Consider the following 18,610-nt stretch of genomic DNA (forward strand, 5'->3'; position numbering starts at 1 on the left):
TTCCTTGCATTTAGCCGCAAATATTGATTGAGCTTCCTGCCTGCCGTGGGGATTGCAACTGGGCCATTGCATGTGCGCCGTCTCTTGGCTAAACAATGTGCATAAGAAAAGGATGCCCCATTTTTGAGCACTGTTCCTTTCAGTCGTCTGGCCAGCCCGCTCGAGATCGGCGGCGTTTCGCTGCGCAACCGCGTGTTCCTGGCGCCGATGTCCGGCGTTACCGACCTTCCGTTCAGGCTGCGCGCCCACGGGCATGGCGCGGGGCTGGTCGTTTCCGAGATGGTGGCGAGCGGCGAATTGGCCAAGGGGCGCGATGAGAGCATCCGCCGCATAAGGCGCAGGCCCGAGATCGACGTCCACATGGTGCAGATCGCCGGGCGCGACCGGATCTGGATGGCGGAGGCCGCGCGCATAGCCGCCGATGCCGGCGCCGACATCATCGACATCAATATGGGCTGCCCGGCCAAGAAGGTCACGGGGGGCTATTCCGGATCGGCCCTGATGCGCGAGCCCGACCATGCGCTTTCCCTCATCGAGGCGGTGGTCCGGGCGGTGCAGGTGCCGGTAACGGTCAAGATGCGGCTCGGCTGGGACGAGGACTGCCTCAACGCTCCCCAGATCGCGCGGCGCGCCGAGGATGCCGGCATAGCGATGGTGACGGTGCACGGGCGAACCCGCTGTCAGTTCTACAAGGGCAGGGCGGACTGGCGCGCGATTGCCCGTGTGAAGGAGGCGGTTTCCATTCCCGTTGTCGCCAATGGCGACGGCGCGGGCAGGCGGGAGGCCGAGGCGATGCTGCAGCAATCGGGCGCCGATGCGATCATGATCGGGCGCGCTCATTATGGCGCCCCCTGGGCCGCGGGCGCCCTCGTCCATGAAGCGGCCGGAACCGGGGATGCCGGAGTGCCGCGGGATGGGGCGGCGCGCGCGGCCTATATCGTCAGCCATTATCGCGACATGCTATCGCATTACGGCGAGGCACAGGGCGTGCGCCATGCCCGCAAGCATCTCGGCTGGTATTTCGACCGGTTTGCCGGAGAGGGTTTGGCCCCGTTGCGGGCGCGGATGATGACCGAGACCGATCCCGCCGCGGTCGAGCGGCTGCTGCTCGGCATCTATCAGGAGCAGCCGGTACCCGGAAGGCTTGTTGCATGAGAACGCAAAGCGGCATCCTCGACGCGTCGCAGCTTGCGATCAACGCATTGAGCCACCCGGTCATCATGGTCGACGGGGAGGGGATGATCATCTTCGCCAACGCCGAGGCGGAAGGCTTCTTTCGTTCGAGCGCGGCGATGCTGGCGCGCCATCGGCTGTCCGACTTCGTGCCTTTCGGCAGCCCGCTGCTCACGCTCGTCGACCAGGTGCGCGAGCGCAGTGCCCCCTTCAACGAATATCGCGTGGACATCTCCTCGCCGCGCCTGGGGCCGGACCGCATCGTGGACATATATGTGGCGCCGGTCGCCGAAGCGCCGGACAGCGCCGTCATCATGTTCCTGGAACGCTCGATGGCCGAAAAGATCGACCGCCAGATGACGCATCGTGGCGCGGCGCGCTCCGTCACCGGACTGGCGGCGATGCTCGCCCACGAGATCAAGAATCCGCTATCGGGCATTCGCGGCGCGGCGCAGCTCCTGGAAAACGTCGTTTCCGACGACGACCGCAGCCTTGCCCGGCTGATCAGGGAAGAGACGGACCGCATCGTCGCGCTCGTGGATCGCATGGAAGTCTTTTCCGACGAGCGCCCCGTGGACAGCATGCCCGTCAATATCCATGTCGTGCTCGATCACGTAAAAGCCATAGCGAAGAACGGCTTTGCCAGGAACATCACCTTCATCGAGGAATACGACCCGTCCCTGCCGCCGATACTCGCCAACCGGGACCAGCTGGTTCAAGTCTTCATAAATCTCATCAAGAACGCGGCCGAAGCCATTGGAAACAAAATGGGCGGAGAAATCCGCCTCTCCACCGCGTTTCGCCCCGGAATCCGTTTTTCGGTGCCGGGAACGCGCGAGCGGGTGTCGCTGCCGATGGAGTTCTGCGTCCATGACAATGGTCCCGGCGTCCCGCAGGATATACAGTCCATGATCTTCGACCCATTCATCACCACCAAGCAGAACGGCTCGGGGCTCGGCCTCGCGCTGGTGGCAAAGATCGTCGGCGCGCACGGCGGCGTCATCGAGTGCGATTCAACGGCGCGCGGAACCACTTTCCGTATCCTGATGCCGGCCTGGCGAGAGCAGGAAGCCAGCGGCGCCAAACGCAACAAGGCAGCATCGACGGCATGACTCCGAATGGCAGCATCCTGGTGGCCGATGACGACGCCGCCATCCGCACCGTGCTCAACCAGGCACTCTCCCGCGTCGGCCATCAGGTGCGCGTCACGTCGAACGCGGCGACGCTTTGGCGCTGGGTGGCCGCGGGCGAGGGCGACCTGGTCATCACCGATGTGGTCATGCCCGACGAGAACGCCTTCGACCTCCTGCCGCGCATCCGCAAATCGCGCCCGGACCTGCCAATCATCGTGATGAGCGCCCAGAACACGTTCATGACCGCCATCCGTGCTTCCGAAGCCGGGGCTTACGAGTATCTGCCGAAACCCTTCGACCTGACGGAGCTTCTGGGCATCGTCGGGCGCGCCCTGTCCGAGCCCAAGAAGCGGCCGGGCGACCAGCGCGCCGCCGACACGCCCGAATCGATGCCGCTGATCGGCCGCTCGCCCGCCATGCAGGACATCTACCGCATGCTGGCCCGCATGATGCAGACCGACCTGACGGTCATGATCAGCGGCGAATCGGGAACCGGCAAGGAACTGGTCGCCCGCGCGCTGCACGAGTTCGGCCGCCGCCGCAACGGACCGTTCGTGGCGATCAATATGGCGGCGATCCCCCGCGACCTCATCGAATCGGAGCTGTTCGGCCACGAGAAGGGCGCGTTCACGGGCGCGCAGCAGCGTTCCTACGGCCGGTTCGAGCAGGCAGAGGGCGGCACGCTCTTCCTGGACGAGATAGGCGACATGCCGATGGAGGCCCAGACCCGGCTCCTGCGGGTCCTGCAACAGGGCGAGTACACGACCGTCGGCGGCCGCACCCCGATCAGGACGGATGTGCGCATCGTCGCCGCGACCAACAAGGATTTGCGGGTGCTGATCAATCAGGGCCTGTTCCGCGAGGACCTGTTCTATCGCCTGAACGTCGTGCCGCTGCGCCTGCCGCCGCTGCGCGAGCGGGCGGAGGACATTCCCGACCTCGTCCGGCATTTCTTCGGCCAGGCGGAGCAGGAGGGGCTGCATGCCAAGCGCATCTCGCGCGGCGGGCTGGAAGCCATGATGCGCTACCCCTGGCCGGGAAACGTGCGCGAACTCGAAAACCTGGTGCGCCGCCTGGCGGCGCTCTACCCCCAGGACGAGATATCCGAGGAGGTCATAACCAACGAGCTTCGCGACGCGCGGACGCTCGAAATGGCCCCATCGCGGGAAAGCCTGCCGGACGAGCTGCCGCTCGGCCAGGCGGTGGAGCAGTATCTCCAGCGCCATTTCAAGTCGTTCGGCACCGGGCTGCCGCCCGCCGGGCTCTACCACCGGATACTGTCCGAGGTGGAATATCCGCTGATACTGGCGGCGCTGGCAGCGACCCAGGGGAATCAGATCCGGGCGGCCGAGCTTCTCGGCGTCAATCGCAACACGCTGCGCAAGAAGATCCGCGAGCTCGGCGTGGATGTCTACCGCGCTTCCAAGCCGGGCGTCTGAGCGGTTCTCCCGCCCTAACCGGCCATTGCGGCCGGCTTATGCGCGCCCAAGGAGTTTCGCCCGGCGGCAAAATGTTATAGGCGTTGCATTGTCGCCACATTGTGTTGCACATCTGCCACGCGGGGCTGTTCGGCTTGACGAGCGCAGTGCCCGGAGCCGAATCTGAACCCTGTCCGGATTGAGCAATGAGTACCCAGGCAACCGCAATGGCCTCTGAAGCCGCGCCGACCTCGCTCAGCAACGGGCGCCGTCTCATGGCCCTGCCTGGCATCCTCGCCGCCATCGGGGCTCTGGTCACGGCGGCGGTGTCGTTCGTCCTGTTGCTCGGGCTCACGGCAATCGAGCCCTATAGCGAACTGACGCTGACCCTGATCGCCGTCAATTCGCTCTTCGTCCTCATCCTTCTGACGCTGATCGGCCTCGAGGCGCGGCGCATCTACACGGCCCGCAAGGGGGGCAGGGCGGCGGCGCGGCTGCATGTGCGCATCGTCACCATGTTTTCGCTGGTGGCGGCCATCCCGGCCATTCTGGTTGCCATAATCGCCTCCATAACGCTCGATATCGGGCTCGACCGCTGGTTCGACATACGCACGCGCGTGATCGTCAACTCGTCCTTGTCGATCGCCCAGGCCTATGTGCGCGAGAATGCGCAAACCCTTTCCGGCACGACCCTTTCGATGGCCTTCACGCTCGACCAGTCGCGCGGCCTCTATCAGCTCGACCGCCGGGGCTTTCGCCAGGTGCTGACGCAGCAGACCCGTGGCCGCGGCCTGCATGCGGGCGTGCTTCTGCGCGAGGACAAGTCCCTGATCATCGGCGCCGACATGCCCGGCGCCGATTCGATCCCGATGCCTCCCGACGAGGCCATGGCGCAGGCCGCCGACGGAGCCACCTATTTCTTCGAGGTGCCTCCGGGCAACTTCATCGGGGCCGTGATCAAGCTTCGAGCCATTCCGGACGCGTTCCTCTACACGCTGCGCGAACTCGACCCCCAGGTTATCCGCGCAAAACGCATCGTTGCTTCGAACTCCGAGGAATACCGCTCGCTAGAAGACAACCGCAGCAACACGCAGGTCGCCTTCGCTCTGGTCTATCTCGTGGTGACCCTGGCGATCGTTCTGGCCGCCATATGGACGGGCATCGCGGTGGCGGACCGGCTGGTACGTCCCATCCGCCAGCTCATCGGCGCGGCCAGCGCCGTCTCCGCCGGCAATCTGGATGTTGCGGTTCCGGTGCGCGCCTCGGACGGTGACGTCGCCTCCCTCGGCAACACGTTCAACAAGATGACGCTGCAGCTGAAGACCCAGCGCAACCAGCTGATCTCCGCACGCGACGTCATCGACGAGCGCCGCCGCTTCACCGAAGCCGTCCTGTCCGGCGTGACCGCCGGCGTCATCGGCGTCGACGCGCGCGGCTTCGTGACCATCGTCAACCGGTCGGCCGAGACGATGCTCTCGATCTCGGCATCGCAGACCCTCGGCAAGCAGATGACCGACGTCCTGCCGCAGATCGGCAAGGTGTTCGAGCAGGGAAAGAATTCCGGCCGCCAAGTCTATCGCCAGCAGGTGACATTCTATCGGGCCGGCGCCGAACGCACCTTCAACATCCAGCTCACGACGGAGGAAAGCGTGGGGCCGGACGATGAACGCTCCTACGTCGTGACGGTGGACGACATCACCGACCTCGTCCAGGCGCAACGGTCGTCCGCCTGGGCGGACGTGGCCCGGCGCATCGCGCATGAGATCAAGAACCCGTTGACGCCCATCCAGCTTTCCGCCGAGAGGATCCGCCGGCGTTTCGGCAAGGTGATCACCCAGGATCGCGAGATATTCGACCAGTGCACGGACACGATCATCCGCCAGGTGGGCGATATCGGCCGCATGGTGGACGAGTTCTCTGCCTTCGCCCGCATGCCCAAGCCCGATATCCAGGAGCTCGACCTGCGCGAACCGCTCCGCGAGGCCTCGTTCCTGGTCGAGGTGAGCCGGCCCAATATCACGATCGAGCGCGATCTCGGCACCGAACCGCTGATCGGCCGCTTCGACACGCGCCTCATGAGCCAGGCCTTCGGCAACGTGATCAAGAACGCCGCCGAGGCGATCGACGCGGCCGAACGCGACGGCGCGCAGGCGGGCGCGATCCTCATCAGGGCGCGCCGGAAAGGAGCCGTCATCGAGATCGACGTGATAGACAACGGCAAGGGCCTGCCGATAGAGAACCGCCAGCGCCTGCTGGAGCCCTACATGACGACGCGGGAAAAGGGGACCGGCCTCGGGCTGGCGATCGTCAAGAAGATCATCGAAGATCATGGAGGAAGACTGGAGCTTCACGACGCGCCGCCCGATTTCCATGGCGGCGCGGGAGCGATGATCCGCATGTTCCTGCCCGCCATTGGCACAGAGGCCGGCGGAGGGAACGACGGAACCCAAGGAAGCACGGAAAAGGTCAATCATGGCGTCTGACATTCTGGTCGTCGACGACGAAGACGACATCCGGGAACTCGTTGCCGGAATCCTGAGCGACGAAGGACACGAAACGCGTACCGCCGGCCACAGCGATGCGGCCCTGGCGGCGATAGGCGAGCGCGTGCCGCGGCTCGTCCTCCTAGACATATGGCTGCAGGGCTCCACGCTCGACGGCCTGGCGCTGCTCGACAGGATCAAGCTGATGCATCCCGAATTGCCGGTGGTGATGATCTCCGGGCACGGCACCGTCGAGACGGCTGTCTCCGCCATCAAGCGCGGCGCCTACGACTTCATCGAGAAGCCGTTCAAGGCCGACCGCCTCATCCTCATCTGCGAGCGCGCCCTGGAGACCTCCAGCCTCAAGCGCGAGGTCTCGGACCTGAAGAAGCGCAGCGGCGAGAGCTTCGACCTGATCGGCAACTCGCCGGCCATCAATCATCTGCGCCAGACCATCGAGCGGGTGGCGCCGAGCAACAGCCGCATCATGCTTATCGGACCGTCGGGGTCCGGTAAGGAGTTGGTGGCGCGTGCCATCCACGCTGAATCGAACCGCGCCGGCGCCCCCTTCGTCACGATCAACGCGGCATCGATCACGCCCGAGCGAATGGAGATCGAGCTCTTCGGCACCGAATCGAACGGCAGCGAGCGCAAGGTCGGGGCGCTGGAGGAAGCGCACCGGGGCACGCTCTACATCGACGAGGTCGCCGACATGCCGCGCGAGACGCAGGCGCGCATCCTGCGGGTTCTGGTCGATCAGCAATTCGAGCGCGTCGGCGGCACCAAGCGGGTGAAGGTGGACGTTCGGATCATCTCATCCACCGCGCGCGATCTGGAGACGATGATTGAGGAGGGGCGTTTCCGCGAGGATCTGTTCCACCGCCTGGCCGTGGTTCCCGTCTCGATACCGCCGCTCTCGGACCGGCGGGAAGATATCCCCATCCTTGTGGACCACTTCATGAAGCAGATCGTCAATCAGGTGGGCATCAAGCCCCGGCGTCTGGGCGAGGATGCAATGGCGGTGCTGCAGGCCCACAATTGGCCCGGCAATATCCGTCAGCTTCGCAACAATATCGAACGCCTCGTCATCCTGACGCGCGGCGACGACACGGATGCCCCCATAACGGCGGATCTGCTGCCGGCCGAAATCGGCGACGTGATGCCCCGTGTGCCGACCCAATCCGACCAGCACATCATGGCCCTGCCGCTGCGCGAAGCGCGCGAGATGTTTGAGAAGGAATATCTATTGGCCCAGATCAACAGATTTGGCGGCAACATCTCGCGCACGGCCGAATTCATCGGTATGGAGAGGTCGGCGCTTCATCGGAAGCTGAAGTCGCTCGGGGTCTAATTCAGCGAAGGCGCCTCGGCGCCTGCGGAGCCGGTCATGAAAGTCATCATTTGCGGCGCGGGTCAGGTCGGCTACGGCATTGCCGAGCGGCTGGCCGCCGAGCAGAACGACGTATCCGTCATCGATACCTCGGCCGACCTCATTCGCGCCGTGCGCGACACGCTCGACGTGCGGGGCTTCGTGGGCCATGGATCGCATCCCGACATGCTGGCCGCGGCAGGCGCGCAGCAGGCCGACATGATCATCGCCGTGACCCTTTTCGACGAAGTAAACATGACCGCGTGCCAGGTGGCCCACTCGCTGTTCAACGTGCCGACCAAGATCGCCCGCATCAGGTCGCAATCCTACCTGCAGTCGCACTACATGGACCTGTTCTCGCGCGATCACCTGCCGATCGACGTCATCATCTCGCCGGAGATCGAAGTCGGCGAAATGGTGCTGCGGCGCATAGCGCTTCCCGGCGCGACCGACATCGTCCGCTTTGCCGACGGCCAGATCGCCATGGTTGCGATCGAATGCCTGGAGGAATGTCCGGTCATCAACACGCCGCTCGCCCAGCTCACCGAGCTTTTCCCCGACCTTCCGTCGACGGTGGTGGGCGTCTCACGCGGCGGCAGGCTGTTCGTCCCGCATTCGGGCGACCAACTGATGGCCGGCGACATGGCCTATGTGATCACCACCAAGGATCAGGTGCGCCGCACGCTCGGCCTGTTCGGTCATGAGGAGCGCGAGGCGACCCGCATCGTCATTGCCGGCGGCGGCAATATCGGCCTCTACGTCGCGCGCGCGCTGGAGCGCAAGCAGAGCCGCACCAAGGTCAAGATCATCGAGAGCAACCGCAACCGTGCGGTGGCCATCGCCGACGAGTTGCGCCGCACCGTCGTGCTTCATGGCAGCGCGCTCGAGCAGAAGCTGCTGCTCGAAGCCGATATCGACCACGCCGACCTGATCGTCGCTCTGACCAATGACGACCAGGTGAACATCCTTTCCAGCGTCATCGCCAAGCGGCTGGGCTGCAAGTCCAACCTGGTCCTGATCAACAATCCGACCTACCACGACTTCGCCAAGACGCTGGGCATCGACGCACAGATGAACCCGCGCGCGGTGACCATCTCGAAGGTGCTGCAGCAGGTGCGGCGCGGCCGGATTCGAGCCGTTCACAATGTGCAGCGCGGCGCGGCCGAGATCATCGAAGCCGAGGCGCTCGAGACCTCGCCGCTGGTCGGCCCGCCGCTGAGCGAGCAGGAACTGCCGGACGGCATGCGCATCGGTGCCGTGTATCGTGACGGCGCCGTCATCAAGCCCAGCGGATCGCTGCGCATCAAGCCGAAGGATCGCGTGGTCATATTCGCGCTCGAAGGCGCTGTCCGGCAGGTCGAACAGCTTTTCCGCGTCAGCCTGGAATTCTTCTGATCCACCTGGGCGCCGGACCATATTTCCAAGATAGGGGGTAAGACCAAATGCCGCGTATTGCCTATGTGAATGGCCGCTACGTCCGCCATGCCGACGCCGCCGTGCATGTGGAGGATCGCGGATACCAGTTTGCCGACGGTGTCTACGAGGTCTGCGAAGTGGCGCGCGGTTTCATCATGGACATGACGCGCCATCTCGATCGCCTCGGCCGCTCTCTCGGCGAGCTGGAGATCGGCTGGCCGATGAGCCGAAAGGCGCTCGAACTCGTCATGCGGGAGGTGGTCCGCCGCAACGGCGTGCGTGACGGCCTCGTCTACCTTCAGGTGACCCGCGGCGTCGCCCCCCGCGATCATTTCTTCCCGGCAGGACATGTTGCCCCCGCGATCGTCGTGACCGCCAAGCGGGCGAGCCGGGCAGCGGCCGACAAGCGCGCCGAGACCGGCATCAAGGTCATTACCGTGCCCGAAAACCGCTGGGAGCGGGTGGACATCAAGACCGTCGGCCTGCTGCCGAACGTTCTCGCCCGCCAGAAGGCGCGCCGTTCAGGCGCCGCAGAAGCCTGGTTCGTCGACCATGACGGCACGGTAAAGGAGGGGGCGGCGACCAACGCCTGGATTGTCACCCAGGACGGCACGCTGGTCACGAGGCCGGCCGATTTCGGGATCTTGCGCGGGGTAACCCGAGCCACGGTGATGGACATCGCCGCCTCGATGAACCTGACGGTCGAGGAGCGGCCCTTCACGGTGCAGGAAGCGCACGAGGCGCGCGAGGCGTTCATCACGGCCGCGACGACGGTTGTCATGCCCGTGGTGGAGATCGACGGGCGGACGGTGGCCAACGGCCATCCCGGCTCGCTCACCTTATCGTTGCGGAATGCGTTTTTTGACATTGCGGAAAAAAGTCGCGCCTGTTAACCACCGTAAGGAGTGTTTATCAATTTGATGAGCATCCGGAGCAACGAGGCGGCCTTTGAACATGCTGTCCGAGGGCTTTTATTGATAGACAACACTCGGGTCGCCGAAGACACGGTACGGTTTTGGCGACCTGTGCGCCGGGCCTGATAGCCAAGAGCGCTATGCTTGACAGGACAGGTCAAGTTTGCGCTACTGCCGGGTCTGCCGCAGGGGATGGTAAGAAGAACTATGGCGGAAAGATCGCAAAACTTGCAGGACCTTTTCCTGAATACCGTACGCAAGAGCAAGAACCCGTTGACGATCTTTCTCATCAACGGCGTAAAGCTCACAGGCGTCGTAACCTCATTCGATAATTTCTGCGTCCTTCTGCGCCGCGATGGACATTCGCAGCTCGTCTACAAGCACGCGATCTCGACAATCATGCCGAGCCAGCCGGTGCAACTGTTCGAGGCGGAAGAAGCCAGTCGGGAAGGCTGATTGTCCGATATTTTCGGGGCTGACAGGGGCGATATCGATGGACCCGGCATGCCGGGAGCCCAGGCGAAGGCTGTTGTCGTAACACCCATCCTCACCCAGGCGCGGTTCCAGGCCCAGGATGGGGCAGGGCGCCCGCGGCTCACGCTGTCTCCCGATGCAAGGCTGGCCGAAGCGATCGGCCTTGCCGAGGCCATCGAACTCGAGATCGTGCACAGCGAGATCATCCTCCTGTCGGCGCCGCGGCCGGCGACGCTGATCGGCAGCGGCAAGGTGGACGAGCTGGCGGCCATCGCGGAAGAACGCGGCGCCGAGCTCGTTGTGGTCGACCATCAGCTGACGCCGGTGCAGCAGCGAAATCTCGAGCGACAGTTGAAGGCCAAGGTGCTGGATCGCACCGGGCTGATCCTGGAGATATTCGGCCGCCGTGCCCGCACCAAGGAAGGCCGCCTGCAGGTTGATCTGGCGCATCTGGAATATCAGCGCGGCAGGCTGGTCAGGAGCTGGACCCATCTCGAGCGCCAGCGCGGCGGCGGCGGCTTCATGGGCGGCCCTGGCGAGACGCAGATCGAGGCCGACCGGCGGCTGCTCCAGGAGCGCATCATCCGCATCAAGCGCGAGCTGGAAACCGTTCGCCGCACCCGCGACCTGCACCGCGCCAAGCGCAAGAAGGTGCCGTTTCCGGTGGTCGCGATCGTCGGCTATACCAACGCCGGAAAGTCTACGCTTTTCAATCGCCTGACCGGGGCCGCCGTGGTTGCGGAGGACATGCTTTTCGCGACGCTCGACCCGACCCTGCGCCGCATCAGGCTGCCGCACGGCACGACCATCATCCTGTCGGACACGGTGGGCTTCATCTCCGATCTACCGACCCATCTGGTCGCCGCGTTCCGCGCCACGCTGGAGGAGGTCGTCGAGGCGGATCTTGTGATCCACCTGCGCGACATATCGGACCCCGACACGATGGCGCATGCCGAGGACGTGCATCAGGTCCTTGACAGCCTTGGGGTCGACGCCGGCGACGAGCGGCATGTCCTGGAGGTCTGGAACAAGATCGACCGGCTCGACGCCGCCAATCGCGAGCGCGTTCTTGCGTCGAGCTCGGGCGGCAAGCCGACCATGGCAGTTTCAGCCGTCACGGGCGAGGGGATCGGCGACCTTCTCGAACTGATCGAGAACCGTGTTTCGGGCGCGCTCAGCGAGATGACGGTCAAGCTGAACGCTGGACAGATGGCGCTTGTCGACTGGATCCACCGGAACGGCGACGTGCTGGAGCGAAAGCATCACGACGATGGCTCGCTGACCCTGCGCCTGCGGGCCACGGGAGCCGCGCGCGAGGAGATCCGCCGCAGGATCGGGGAATTCTCCGGATAGGACGCGATTTGCCGTCGGCGGCTGGATCAGTTCGGCGTTTCCGCGAAACGCTGAGCCCATCCGACTATTTGACTTCACGCAACTCCGGACGGAAAACCGGCCTCAACTTCTCCTGGAACCGCTCTAGAGCATTTTGCAGTCAGGTGGAATCACCTGACGTCGCACAAATGCGGCAAAAACAAGTAGATAGAGCAGATCAGCGTTTCAGTGAAACGATGATCTGCTCTAAGATTCGCGGCCTTCCTTCTTCTTCGCATCCTGCCAAAGCGCCTCCATCTCCGACAGCGGGGCTTCGCCAAACATTTTGCCGCCGCGCTTCAGGCCGTCTTCCACGGTGTGGAAGCGGCGTCTGAATTTGGCGTTCGTGGCGCTCAACGCGGCCTCCGCATCGACCCCCAGATGACGGCCGAGATTGACCACCGCAAAGATCATGTCGCCCAATTCCTCCGACACCGCCTTGCCGTTGCCGGCCGTGATCTCGGCCCGCAGCTCGGCGATCTCCTCTTCGATCTTGTCCAGCACCGGCCCGGCTTCGCCCCAGTCAAATCCGACTCGCGCCGCCTTCTGCTGAAGCTTGAGCGCGTGGGTCAGCGCCGGCAGGGCGAGCGGCACGTCATCGAGAAAGCCCGGCTCCCCGCCATGTCCGGCGGCCTCGCGACGGACTTTCCGGGCGGCCTTCTCCTCGGCCTTGATCCGGTCCCACATCCCCTTTGCCATACCGGCGGATCGGCTTTTGTCGTCGCCGAAAACGTGGGGATGCCGGCGAATCATCTTGGCGGTGATCGCCTCGACCACGTCGCCGAAGTCGAACGCTTCCTGCTCCTCGGCCATGCGCGCATGGAAGACGACCTGCAGCAGCAGATCGCCCAGCTCCTCGCACAAATCCCCGAGATCGCCCCGCTGGATCGCGTCCGCCACCTCATAAGCCTCTTCCACCGTATAGGGTGCGATGGAAGCGAAATCCTGCTCGACATCCCAGGGACAGCCGGTCTCGGGATCGCGCAATCGCTGCATGATTTGCAGAAGGCGGGAGATGTCGCGGGAAGGTTCCATGCGCGGATCGTAGCCGAAGGTTCCGGCCATTGCGAAGCCGGAAACGGCCTGTGCCGGATTGTCCACAACGGCCTTTGGCTGCCCCGTCTTCTGCCGGGACGAAGCCGCATATCGCCAAGCCCATTAGACGAAAGTCTAATCACATCTCTCCAGACTTCGCATTTGCAGCATTTTTCGCGATTTTTATGCTGCGCCCGCGTTGTGCCGCAGTTTCAGGTGCTTGCATCTTTGCTGCGCTCGTGCATTGCTTGGCAAAAGCGAACGCATGGGAGAGCGTCGCGGGGGAGGCCAGGGAGGAGGGCCGCCCAGCGCGATAGAAGACGCCCCCGCAATCGCCTGGAGGAGGAACCGACCGCATGAGCGACGGGGTGATACTTGCCGCCCAAGATCTGACCAAGGAATTCCGAGGCTTCTTCGCGGTCAATGGCGTGAATCTCATGGTCCAGCGCGGCACCGTCCACGCGCTGATCGGACCCAACGGCGCCGGCAAGACGACGTGCTTCAACCTTTTGACGAAGTTCCTGTCGCCGACGCGCGGGCAGATCACCTATAACGGCCGGGACATCACGTCGCTGCCGCCGGCGGGCATCGCACGGCTGGGCATGGTGCGGTCCTTTCAGATCTCGGCGGTATTCCCGCACATGACGGCGCTCGAGAATGTCCGCATCGCGCTGCAGCGCGAACGCGGCGACAGCTATGATTTCTGGCGGTCCGAAAAGGTCCTTTCGGTGTTCGACGATCGCGCCGCCGCCTTGCTCGAGGAGGTCGGGCTGACCGAGTTTTCCGGCACGCTGGCCGAAGAACTGCCCTATGGCCGCAAGCGCGCGCTCGAGATCGCCACCACATTGGCGCTCGACCCGGAAATGCTGCTGCTCGACGAGCCGATGGCCGGCATGACGCAGGAAGATATCGATCGCATCTCGACGCTCATCAAGCGGGTAGCCAAGAGCCGTACGGTGCTGATGGTCGAGCACAATCTGTCAGTCGTGGCCGATCTTTCCGACCGCATCACGGTGCTGGCGCGCGGCCAGGTGCTGGCGGAGGGCGACTATGCATCCATTTCAAAGGATGAGCGCGTGATCGAGGCATATATCGGAGGCGGTCATGAGTGAGGCGGTGGTCGCCGGAACGGATGCCAAAGGCGCCGAAACGGGTGGCGAAGCGCTTTTGTCCGTCTCCGATCTGCATGGCTGGTACGGCGAAAGCCATGTGCTGCACGGCATGGCCTTCGACGTGCGGGAAGGCGAGGTCGTGACCCTGCTCGGGCGCAACGGCGCCGGCAAGACGACGACGCTCAAGGCCATCATGGGCATCCTGCCCAAGCGCACGGGCTCCGTGCGGTTCGGCGGAACGGAGCTGATCGGCGAGCCGGCCCGCAAGATCGCCCGCCGCGGCATTGCGCTATGCCCGGAAGAACGCGGCATCTTCGCCAGCCTCTCCGTCGAGGAAAACCTGCTGCTGCCGCCCCAGGTGAAGCCCGGCGGCCTGAGCCTCGATCGCATTTTCGAGCTGTTTCCCAATCTCAAGGAGCGGCTTTCCAGCCAGGGCACGAAGCTTTCCGGCGGCGAGCAGCAGATGCTGGCCATCGGACGCATCCTGCGGACCGGCGCCAAGCTTTTGCTGCTCGACGAGCCCACGGAGGGGCTCGCCCCGGTCATCGTGCAGCAGATCGGCGCCACGATCGCACGGCTCAAGCGCGAGGGCTTCACCATCGTGCTGGTCGAGCAGAACTTCCATTTCGCCGCTTCCCTCGCCGACCGGCACTACGTGGTTGAGCAGGGCAGGGTGATCGACATCATCCCCAAGGCCGAGTTGGAGGCCAATATGGAAAAGCTGCACGCCTATCTGGGCGTGTAAGCCGACAGGCAAACCAGGCCCCCGACAAGAACAAGGGCCGAAACGCAGGAGGAGAAGAAGAATGAAATTTGCAAAGGCACTGCTTGCCACGGCCGCCATCGCCGCGATGGCCGTCCCGGCATTCGCCGACACCGACGTGAAGATCGGCGTTCTCAACGATCGCTCCGGGCTTTACGCCGACCTTGCCGGCGAGGGCTCCGTCGTTGCCGCGCGCATGGCGGTCGAGGACTTCGATGCCGCCAGCAAGGGCATAGCGGTCGAGATCCTGTCGGCCGACCATCAGAACAAGCCGGATGTGGGCTCCAACATCGCCCGCCAGTGGATAGACACCGAAGAAGTCGACGTCATCGTCGACGTGCCGACCTCCTCGGTGGCGCTCGCCGTGAACGAGGTCGTGCGCGAGAAGGACAAGGTGTTTCTCGCTTCGGGACCGGCAACATCGGACCTGACCGGCAAGGCGTGCTCGCCCAACACCATCCACTGGACCTACGACACCTATTCGCTGGCCAACGGCACCGGCAAGGCCATGGTGGAGCAGGGCGGCGACACCTGGTTCTTCCTGACCGCGGACTACGCCTTCGGCCACGCGCTCGAGCGTGACACGGCCGCAGTGGTCGAGGCATCGGGCGGCGAGGTGGTCGGCAGCGTTCGCCATCCGCTGAGCTCGAGCGACTTCTCGTCCTTCCTGCTTCAGGCCCAGGCCTCGGGCGCCAAGGTGATCGGGCTCGCAAATGCCGGCGGCGATACCGTCAACTCGATCAAGCAGGCTGCCGAATTCGGCATCGTCCAGGGCGGCCAGAGCCTTGCCGGCCTGCTGATCTTCTCCACCGACGTCGCGGCGCTCGGGCTCGAGACGGCGCAGGGGCTGGTGCTGACCAATGCCTTCCTTGCCGACCGCAATGAGGATACGGCGGCCTTCGCCGCCCGCTTCAAGGAGAACCACGGCAAGAACCCGACCATGGTCCAGGCCGGCGTCTATTCCGCGGTGCTGCACTACCTGAAGGGCGTCGAAGCGGTCGGCAGCGACGATGCCGACGCCGTTCTGGAGTGGATGAAGGCCAATCCGTCGAACGACCCGGTTTTCGGAGAGGCAACCATCCGCAAGGATGGCCGGCACATGCATGACATGTATCTGCTGCAGGTGAAGTCGCCGGACGAATCGACGGGCGAGGAAGACTACTTCAAGCTCCTGTCCACCATTCCGGCGGAAGAGGCCTTCCGTTCCATCGAAGACGGCGAGTGCGAGATGGCCAAACAGTAGTAGCGGCCTTCGTGCGGGCGCGCCCCGGCGCGCCCGCACGGTTTGACGGGGACGGGACAAGCGCATGTTCGAACTCATCGGAATTCCGCCGCAGGCGCTCTTCGGCCAGCTGCTTCTGGGGCTTATCAACGGCTCGTTCTATGCCGTGCTCAGCCTTGGACTGGCGGTCATTTTCGGACTGCTCAACATCATCAATTTCACCCACGGCGCGCAGTACATGCTGGGCGCTTTCGTCGCGTGGATGCTGCTCAACTATCTCGGGATCGGCTACTGGTGGGCGCTGCTTCTGGCGCCGCTGACGGTCGGCCTCCTGGGCGTCGTCATGGAGAGGCTGTTCATCCGGCGGCTCTACCATCTCGATCATCTTTACGGCCTGCTGCTGACATTCGGCCTCGCCCTCATCATCACCGGCATCTTCAAGCAGCAATTCGGCGTCTCGGGACTGCCTTACAGCGCGCCGGCGCTGTTGTCGGGCGGCTATAATCTCGGCTTCATGTACCTGCCGGTCTCGCGTGCCTGGGTCATCCTCGCATCGGCAATCGTCTGCTTCGGCACCTGGTTCGTCATCGAAAAGACCAGGCTCGGCGCCTATCTGCGCGCCGCGACCGAGAACCCGACGCTGGTCGGGGCGTTCGGCATCAACGTGCCGCTGCTGATCACCGCAACCTACGGCTTCGGCGTGGCTCTGGCCGCCTTTGCCGGTGTCCTTGCCGCACCGATCTACTCGGTCAACCCGATCATGGGCGAAAACCTCATCATCGTCGTCTTCGCCGTGGTGGTCATCGGCGGCATGGGGTCGATTCTGGGTTCCATCATCACAGGTTTTGGGCTGGGGCTGGTCGAGGGCCTGACGCGTGTTTTCTATCCGGAAGGTTCCGCCGTGGTGGTATTCGTGATCATGGCCATCGTGCTTCTTGTGAAGCCGGCCGGGCTCTTTGGGAGGGAAATCTGATGGCGGGGAATAGCGACGTCGTGGCCGCGCCCGTGCCGAATCTGCGTGAGCCAATAGGCATCCCGCGCCATCATATCGTGCTGTTTTCACTGCTTCTGGCAGGGCTTGTGGTAGCGCCGTTCGTGCTCTATCCGGTCTTCCTGATGAAGGTTCTGTGCTTTGCGCTTTTTGCCGCCGCCTTCAATCTTCTGCTGGGCTATGGCGGGCTGCTTTCCTTCGGCCACGCAGCCTATTTCGGCATGGCGAGCTATGTCAGCGCGCACGCGGCCAAGATATGGGGCCTGACGCCCGAACTGGCCATCCTGTCCGGCACGCTGGTCGCGGCCGTGCTGGGCCTGGTCTTCGGCGCGCTGGCCATCCGCCGCCAGGGCATCTATTTCGCCATGGTGACCCTGGCATTCGCCCAGATGGTCTATTTCTTCTCGCTGCAGGCGCCATTCACCGGCGGCGAGGACGGCATCCAGGCGGTGCCGCGCGGCCATCTCTTCGGGCTCTTCGATCTCAGCCGGCCCGAGCCGCTGTATTTCTTCGTGCTCGCCATCTTTTTCGCCGGCATCCTTCTTATCTACCGCATCATCCATTCGCCGTTCGGGCAGGTGCTGAAGGCAATCCGCCAGAACGAGGCGCGCGCGGTCTCGCTCGGCTATCACGTCAATCGTTACAAGCTGACCGTCTTCGTCCTGTCGGCGGCCTTGTCGGGTCTGGCCGGCGCGACCAAGGCCATCGTTTTCCAGCTGGCTTCTCTTACCGACGTCTATTGGGCGATGTCGGGCGAGGTTGTGCTGATGACGCTGCTGGGCGGCATGGGAACGGTCTTCGGTCCGCTGGTCGGTGCCGCAGTGATCGTGACCATGCAGAACTATCTCGCGTCGTTTGGCGATTGGGTGACGATCATCCAGGGGGCCATCTTCGTCATCGCCGTGCTCCTGTTCCGCGAAGGGATTGTCGGCGTCATCGCAAAGTGGACAAAGAAACCGTTGTAACTTTCGGATGAGAAACCATCTTCGCGCCTGAGGATGTGCTTTCCGGCGCACGAAAGAGTTCCATAATCTATCTTATGCGATCTACCGATGCAGGCAGATGGATTCGAAATTGAGGTGTGCTCCGGATCGCTCCTGCCTACCCATCCAGCGTCGGCCGGGTGCCTCGCGCCGCGGCGGCTGCGCCCTCCCCATCGCCTACAGCATTATCGGCCCGCAAACCGGTTTGGAAAGCACGATGCGTCGATCCGAAGTATTTGGAGCGTCCTTGTCGTCCCAATGACGCTCGGCGCTCTAGGTGATGTCTGCACCCTCGGCCTTTGCCGCAGCCAGCAATGCCGCCGGCGCGGCGGAGAAAACGGCATCGTGTGCGCCGGCGGCGGACCAGACCGTATCGAAGCCCAACAGGCTCTCGTCCGCGTAGCGGCGCACACTGTCGGGCTGGCCGAGCGGTGAAACGCCGCCGATCGCGAAGCCGGTTTCCTCACGGATGCGCCTTGGATCGGCACGCTGCAGCGGCTCCCCGATCAGCGCCGACGCCTTGGCCAGGTCGAGTTGCCTCGAACCGGAGACCAGGAACAGATAGAGCCGGCCGGTTTTGCCGCCCGTGAAGATCAGCGATTTCACGATCTGCGCCACGGCGCATCCGCATTGCTGAGCGGCTTCTTCCGCCGTGCGCGTGGATTCTCCCATGCGCCTGACGTCGATCTCCAGCCCGGCTTCTTCGGCGGCACGGCGCACGCGATCAATGCTCCTGGACATGGATTTTCCCTC

The 18,610-nt window shown here is 64.1% G+C and carries 16 protein-coding genes; 14 read left to right on the forward strand and 2 right to left on the reverse strand.

The window, feature by feature from the left end; all coding sequences use genetic code 11:
* Positions 1-123: 123 nt before the first annotated feature.
* From dusB to hflX, 9 genes are all read left to right on the forward strand, one after another.
* Entirely contained in the window at positions 124-1,155 is a 1,032-nt protein-coding gene (gene dusB, locus NTH_RS19655) for a tRNA dihydrouridine synthase DusB (RefSeq protein WP_338531600.1), read from the forward strand.
* On the forward strand, positions 1,152-2,285 hold the full coding sequence (locus tag NTH_RS19660) for a two-component system sensor histidine kinase NtrB (RefSeq protein ID WP_338531601.1): 1,134 nt from the start codon (positions 1,152-1,154) through the stop codon (positions 2,283-2,285). The genes dusB and NTH_RS19660 overlap by 4 nt, the downstream gene beginning before the upstream one ends.
* A complete protein-coding gene (gene ntrC, locus NTH_RS19665; RefSeq protein WP_338531602.1) occupies positions 2,282-3,745 on the forward strand; it encodes a nitrogen regulation protein NR(I) in 1,464 nt (487 codons plus the stop codon). Before NTH_RS19660 ends, ntrC begins: the two co-directional genes overlap by 4 nt.
* A 185-nt stretch (positions 3,746-3,930) precedes the next feature.
* Positions 3,931-6,207, forward strand: coding sequence for a PAS domain-containing sensor histidine kinase (locus tag NTH_RS19670; RefSeq protein WP_338531603.1), 2,277 nt, complete (start codon positions 3,931-3,933; stop codon positions 6,205-6,207).
* Entirely contained in the window at positions 6,197-7,558 is a 1,362-nt protein-coding gene (locus tag NTH_RS19675) for a sigma-54-dependent transcriptional regulator (RefSeq protein ID WP_338531604.1), read from the forward strand. The genes NTH_RS19670 and NTH_RS19675 overlap by 11 nt, the downstream gene beginning before the upstream one ends.
* A 36-nt stretch (positions 7,559-7,594) precedes the next feature.
* Complete coding sequence (gene trkA / locus NTH_RS19680; RefSeq protein ID WP_338531605.1) at positions 7,595-8,971, forward strand: Trk system potassium transporter TrkA; 1,377 nt, start codon at positions 7,595-7,597, stop codon at positions 8,969-8,971.
* Positions 8,972-9,018: 47 nt separating this feature from the next.
* On the forward strand, positions 9,019-9,885 hold the full coding sequence (locus NTH_RS19685; protein ID WP_338531606.1) for a D-amino-acid transaminase: 867 nt from the start codon (positions 9,019-9,021) through the stop codon (positions 9,883-9,885).
* A gap of 228 nt (positions 9,886-10,113) precedes the next feature.
* Complete coding sequence (gene hfq, locus NTH_RS19690; RefSeq protein ID WP_265518858.1) at positions 10,114-10,362, forward strand: RNA chaperone Hfq; 249 nt, start codon at positions 10,114-10,116, stop codon at positions 10,360-10,362.
* A 48-nt stretch (positions 10,363-10,410) separates the two neighbouring features.
* Positions 10,411-11,733 carry a GTPase HflX gene (gene hflX, locus NTH_RS19695; RefSeq protein WP_338531967.1) on the forward strand — a complete coding sequence of 441 codons (1,323 nt, stop codon included), beginning with the start codon at positions 10,411-10,413 and terminating at the stop codon, positions 11,731-11,733.
* 225 nt (positions 11,734-11,958) lie between these two features.
* Here hflX and mazG read toward each other — a convergent pair whose 3' ends face one another.
* Positions 11,959-12,786, reverse strand: coding sequence for a nucleoside triphosphate pyrophosphohydrolase (gene mazG / locus NTH_RS19700; RefSeq protein WP_338531968.1), 828 nt, complete (start codon positions 12,784-12,786; stop codon positions 11,959-11,961).
* A 356-nt stretch (positions 12,787-13,142) separates the two neighbouring features.
* On the opposite strand from mazG, the gene NTH_RS19705 reads away from it, so the two are divergent.
* From NTH_RS19705 to NTH_RS19725, 5 genes are all read left to right on the forward strand, one after another.
* Positions 13,143-13,898 (forward strand): ABC transporter ATP-binding protein, encoded by a 756-nt coding sequence (locus NTH_RS19705; RefSeq protein ID WP_338531607.1) that lies wholly within the window; start codon positions 13,143-13,145, stop codon positions 13,896-13,898.
* On the forward strand, positions 13,891-14,643 hold the full coding sequence (locus tag NTH_RS19710; RefSeq protein ID WP_338531608.1) for an ABC transporter ATP-binding protein: 753 nt from the start codon (positions 13,891-13,893) through the stop codon (positions 14,641-14,643). The genes NTH_RS19705 and NTH_RS19710 overlap by 8 nt, the downstream gene beginning before the upstream one ends.
* A gap of 61 nt (positions 14,644-14,704) precedes the next feature.
* On the forward strand, positions 14,705-15,904 hold the full coding sequence (locus NTH_RS19715; RefSeq protein WP_338531609.1) for an ABC transporter substrate-binding protein: 1,200 nt from the start codon (positions 14,705-14,707) through the stop codon (positions 15,902-15,904).
* Between the two features lie 64 nt (positions 15,905-15,968).
* Positions 15,969-16,856: a branched-chain amino acid ABC transporter permease gene (locus NTH_RS19720; protein WP_338531610.1), complete on the forward strand. Its 888-nt coding sequence runs from the start codon at positions 15,969-15,971 to the stop codon at positions 16,854-16,856.
* Positions 16,856-17,839 carry a branched-chain amino acid ABC transporter permease gene (locus NTH_RS19725; RefSeq protein WP_338531611.1) on the forward strand — a complete coding sequence of 328 codons (984 nt, stop codon included), beginning with the start codon at positions 16,856-16,858 and terminating at the stop codon, positions 17,837-17,839. Before NTH_RS19720 ends, NTH_RS19725 begins: the two co-directional genes overlap by 1 nt.
* A 291-nt stretch (positions 17,840-18,130) precedes the next feature.
* Here NTH_RS19725 and NTH_RS19730 read toward each other — a convergent pair whose 3' ends face one another.
* A complete protein-coding gene (locus NTH_RS19730) occupies positions 18,131-18,598 on the reverse strand; it encodes a YbaK/EbsC family protein (RefSeq protein WP_338531612.1) in 468 nt (155 codons plus the stop codon).
* Positions 18,599-18,610: the final 12 nt, after the last annotated feature.

The organism is Nitratireductor thuwali (genome assembly GCF_036621415.1).
Classification (GTDB): Bacteria; Pseudomonadota; Alphaproteobacteria; order Rhizobiales; family Rhizobiaceae; genus Chelativorans; species Chelativorans thuwali.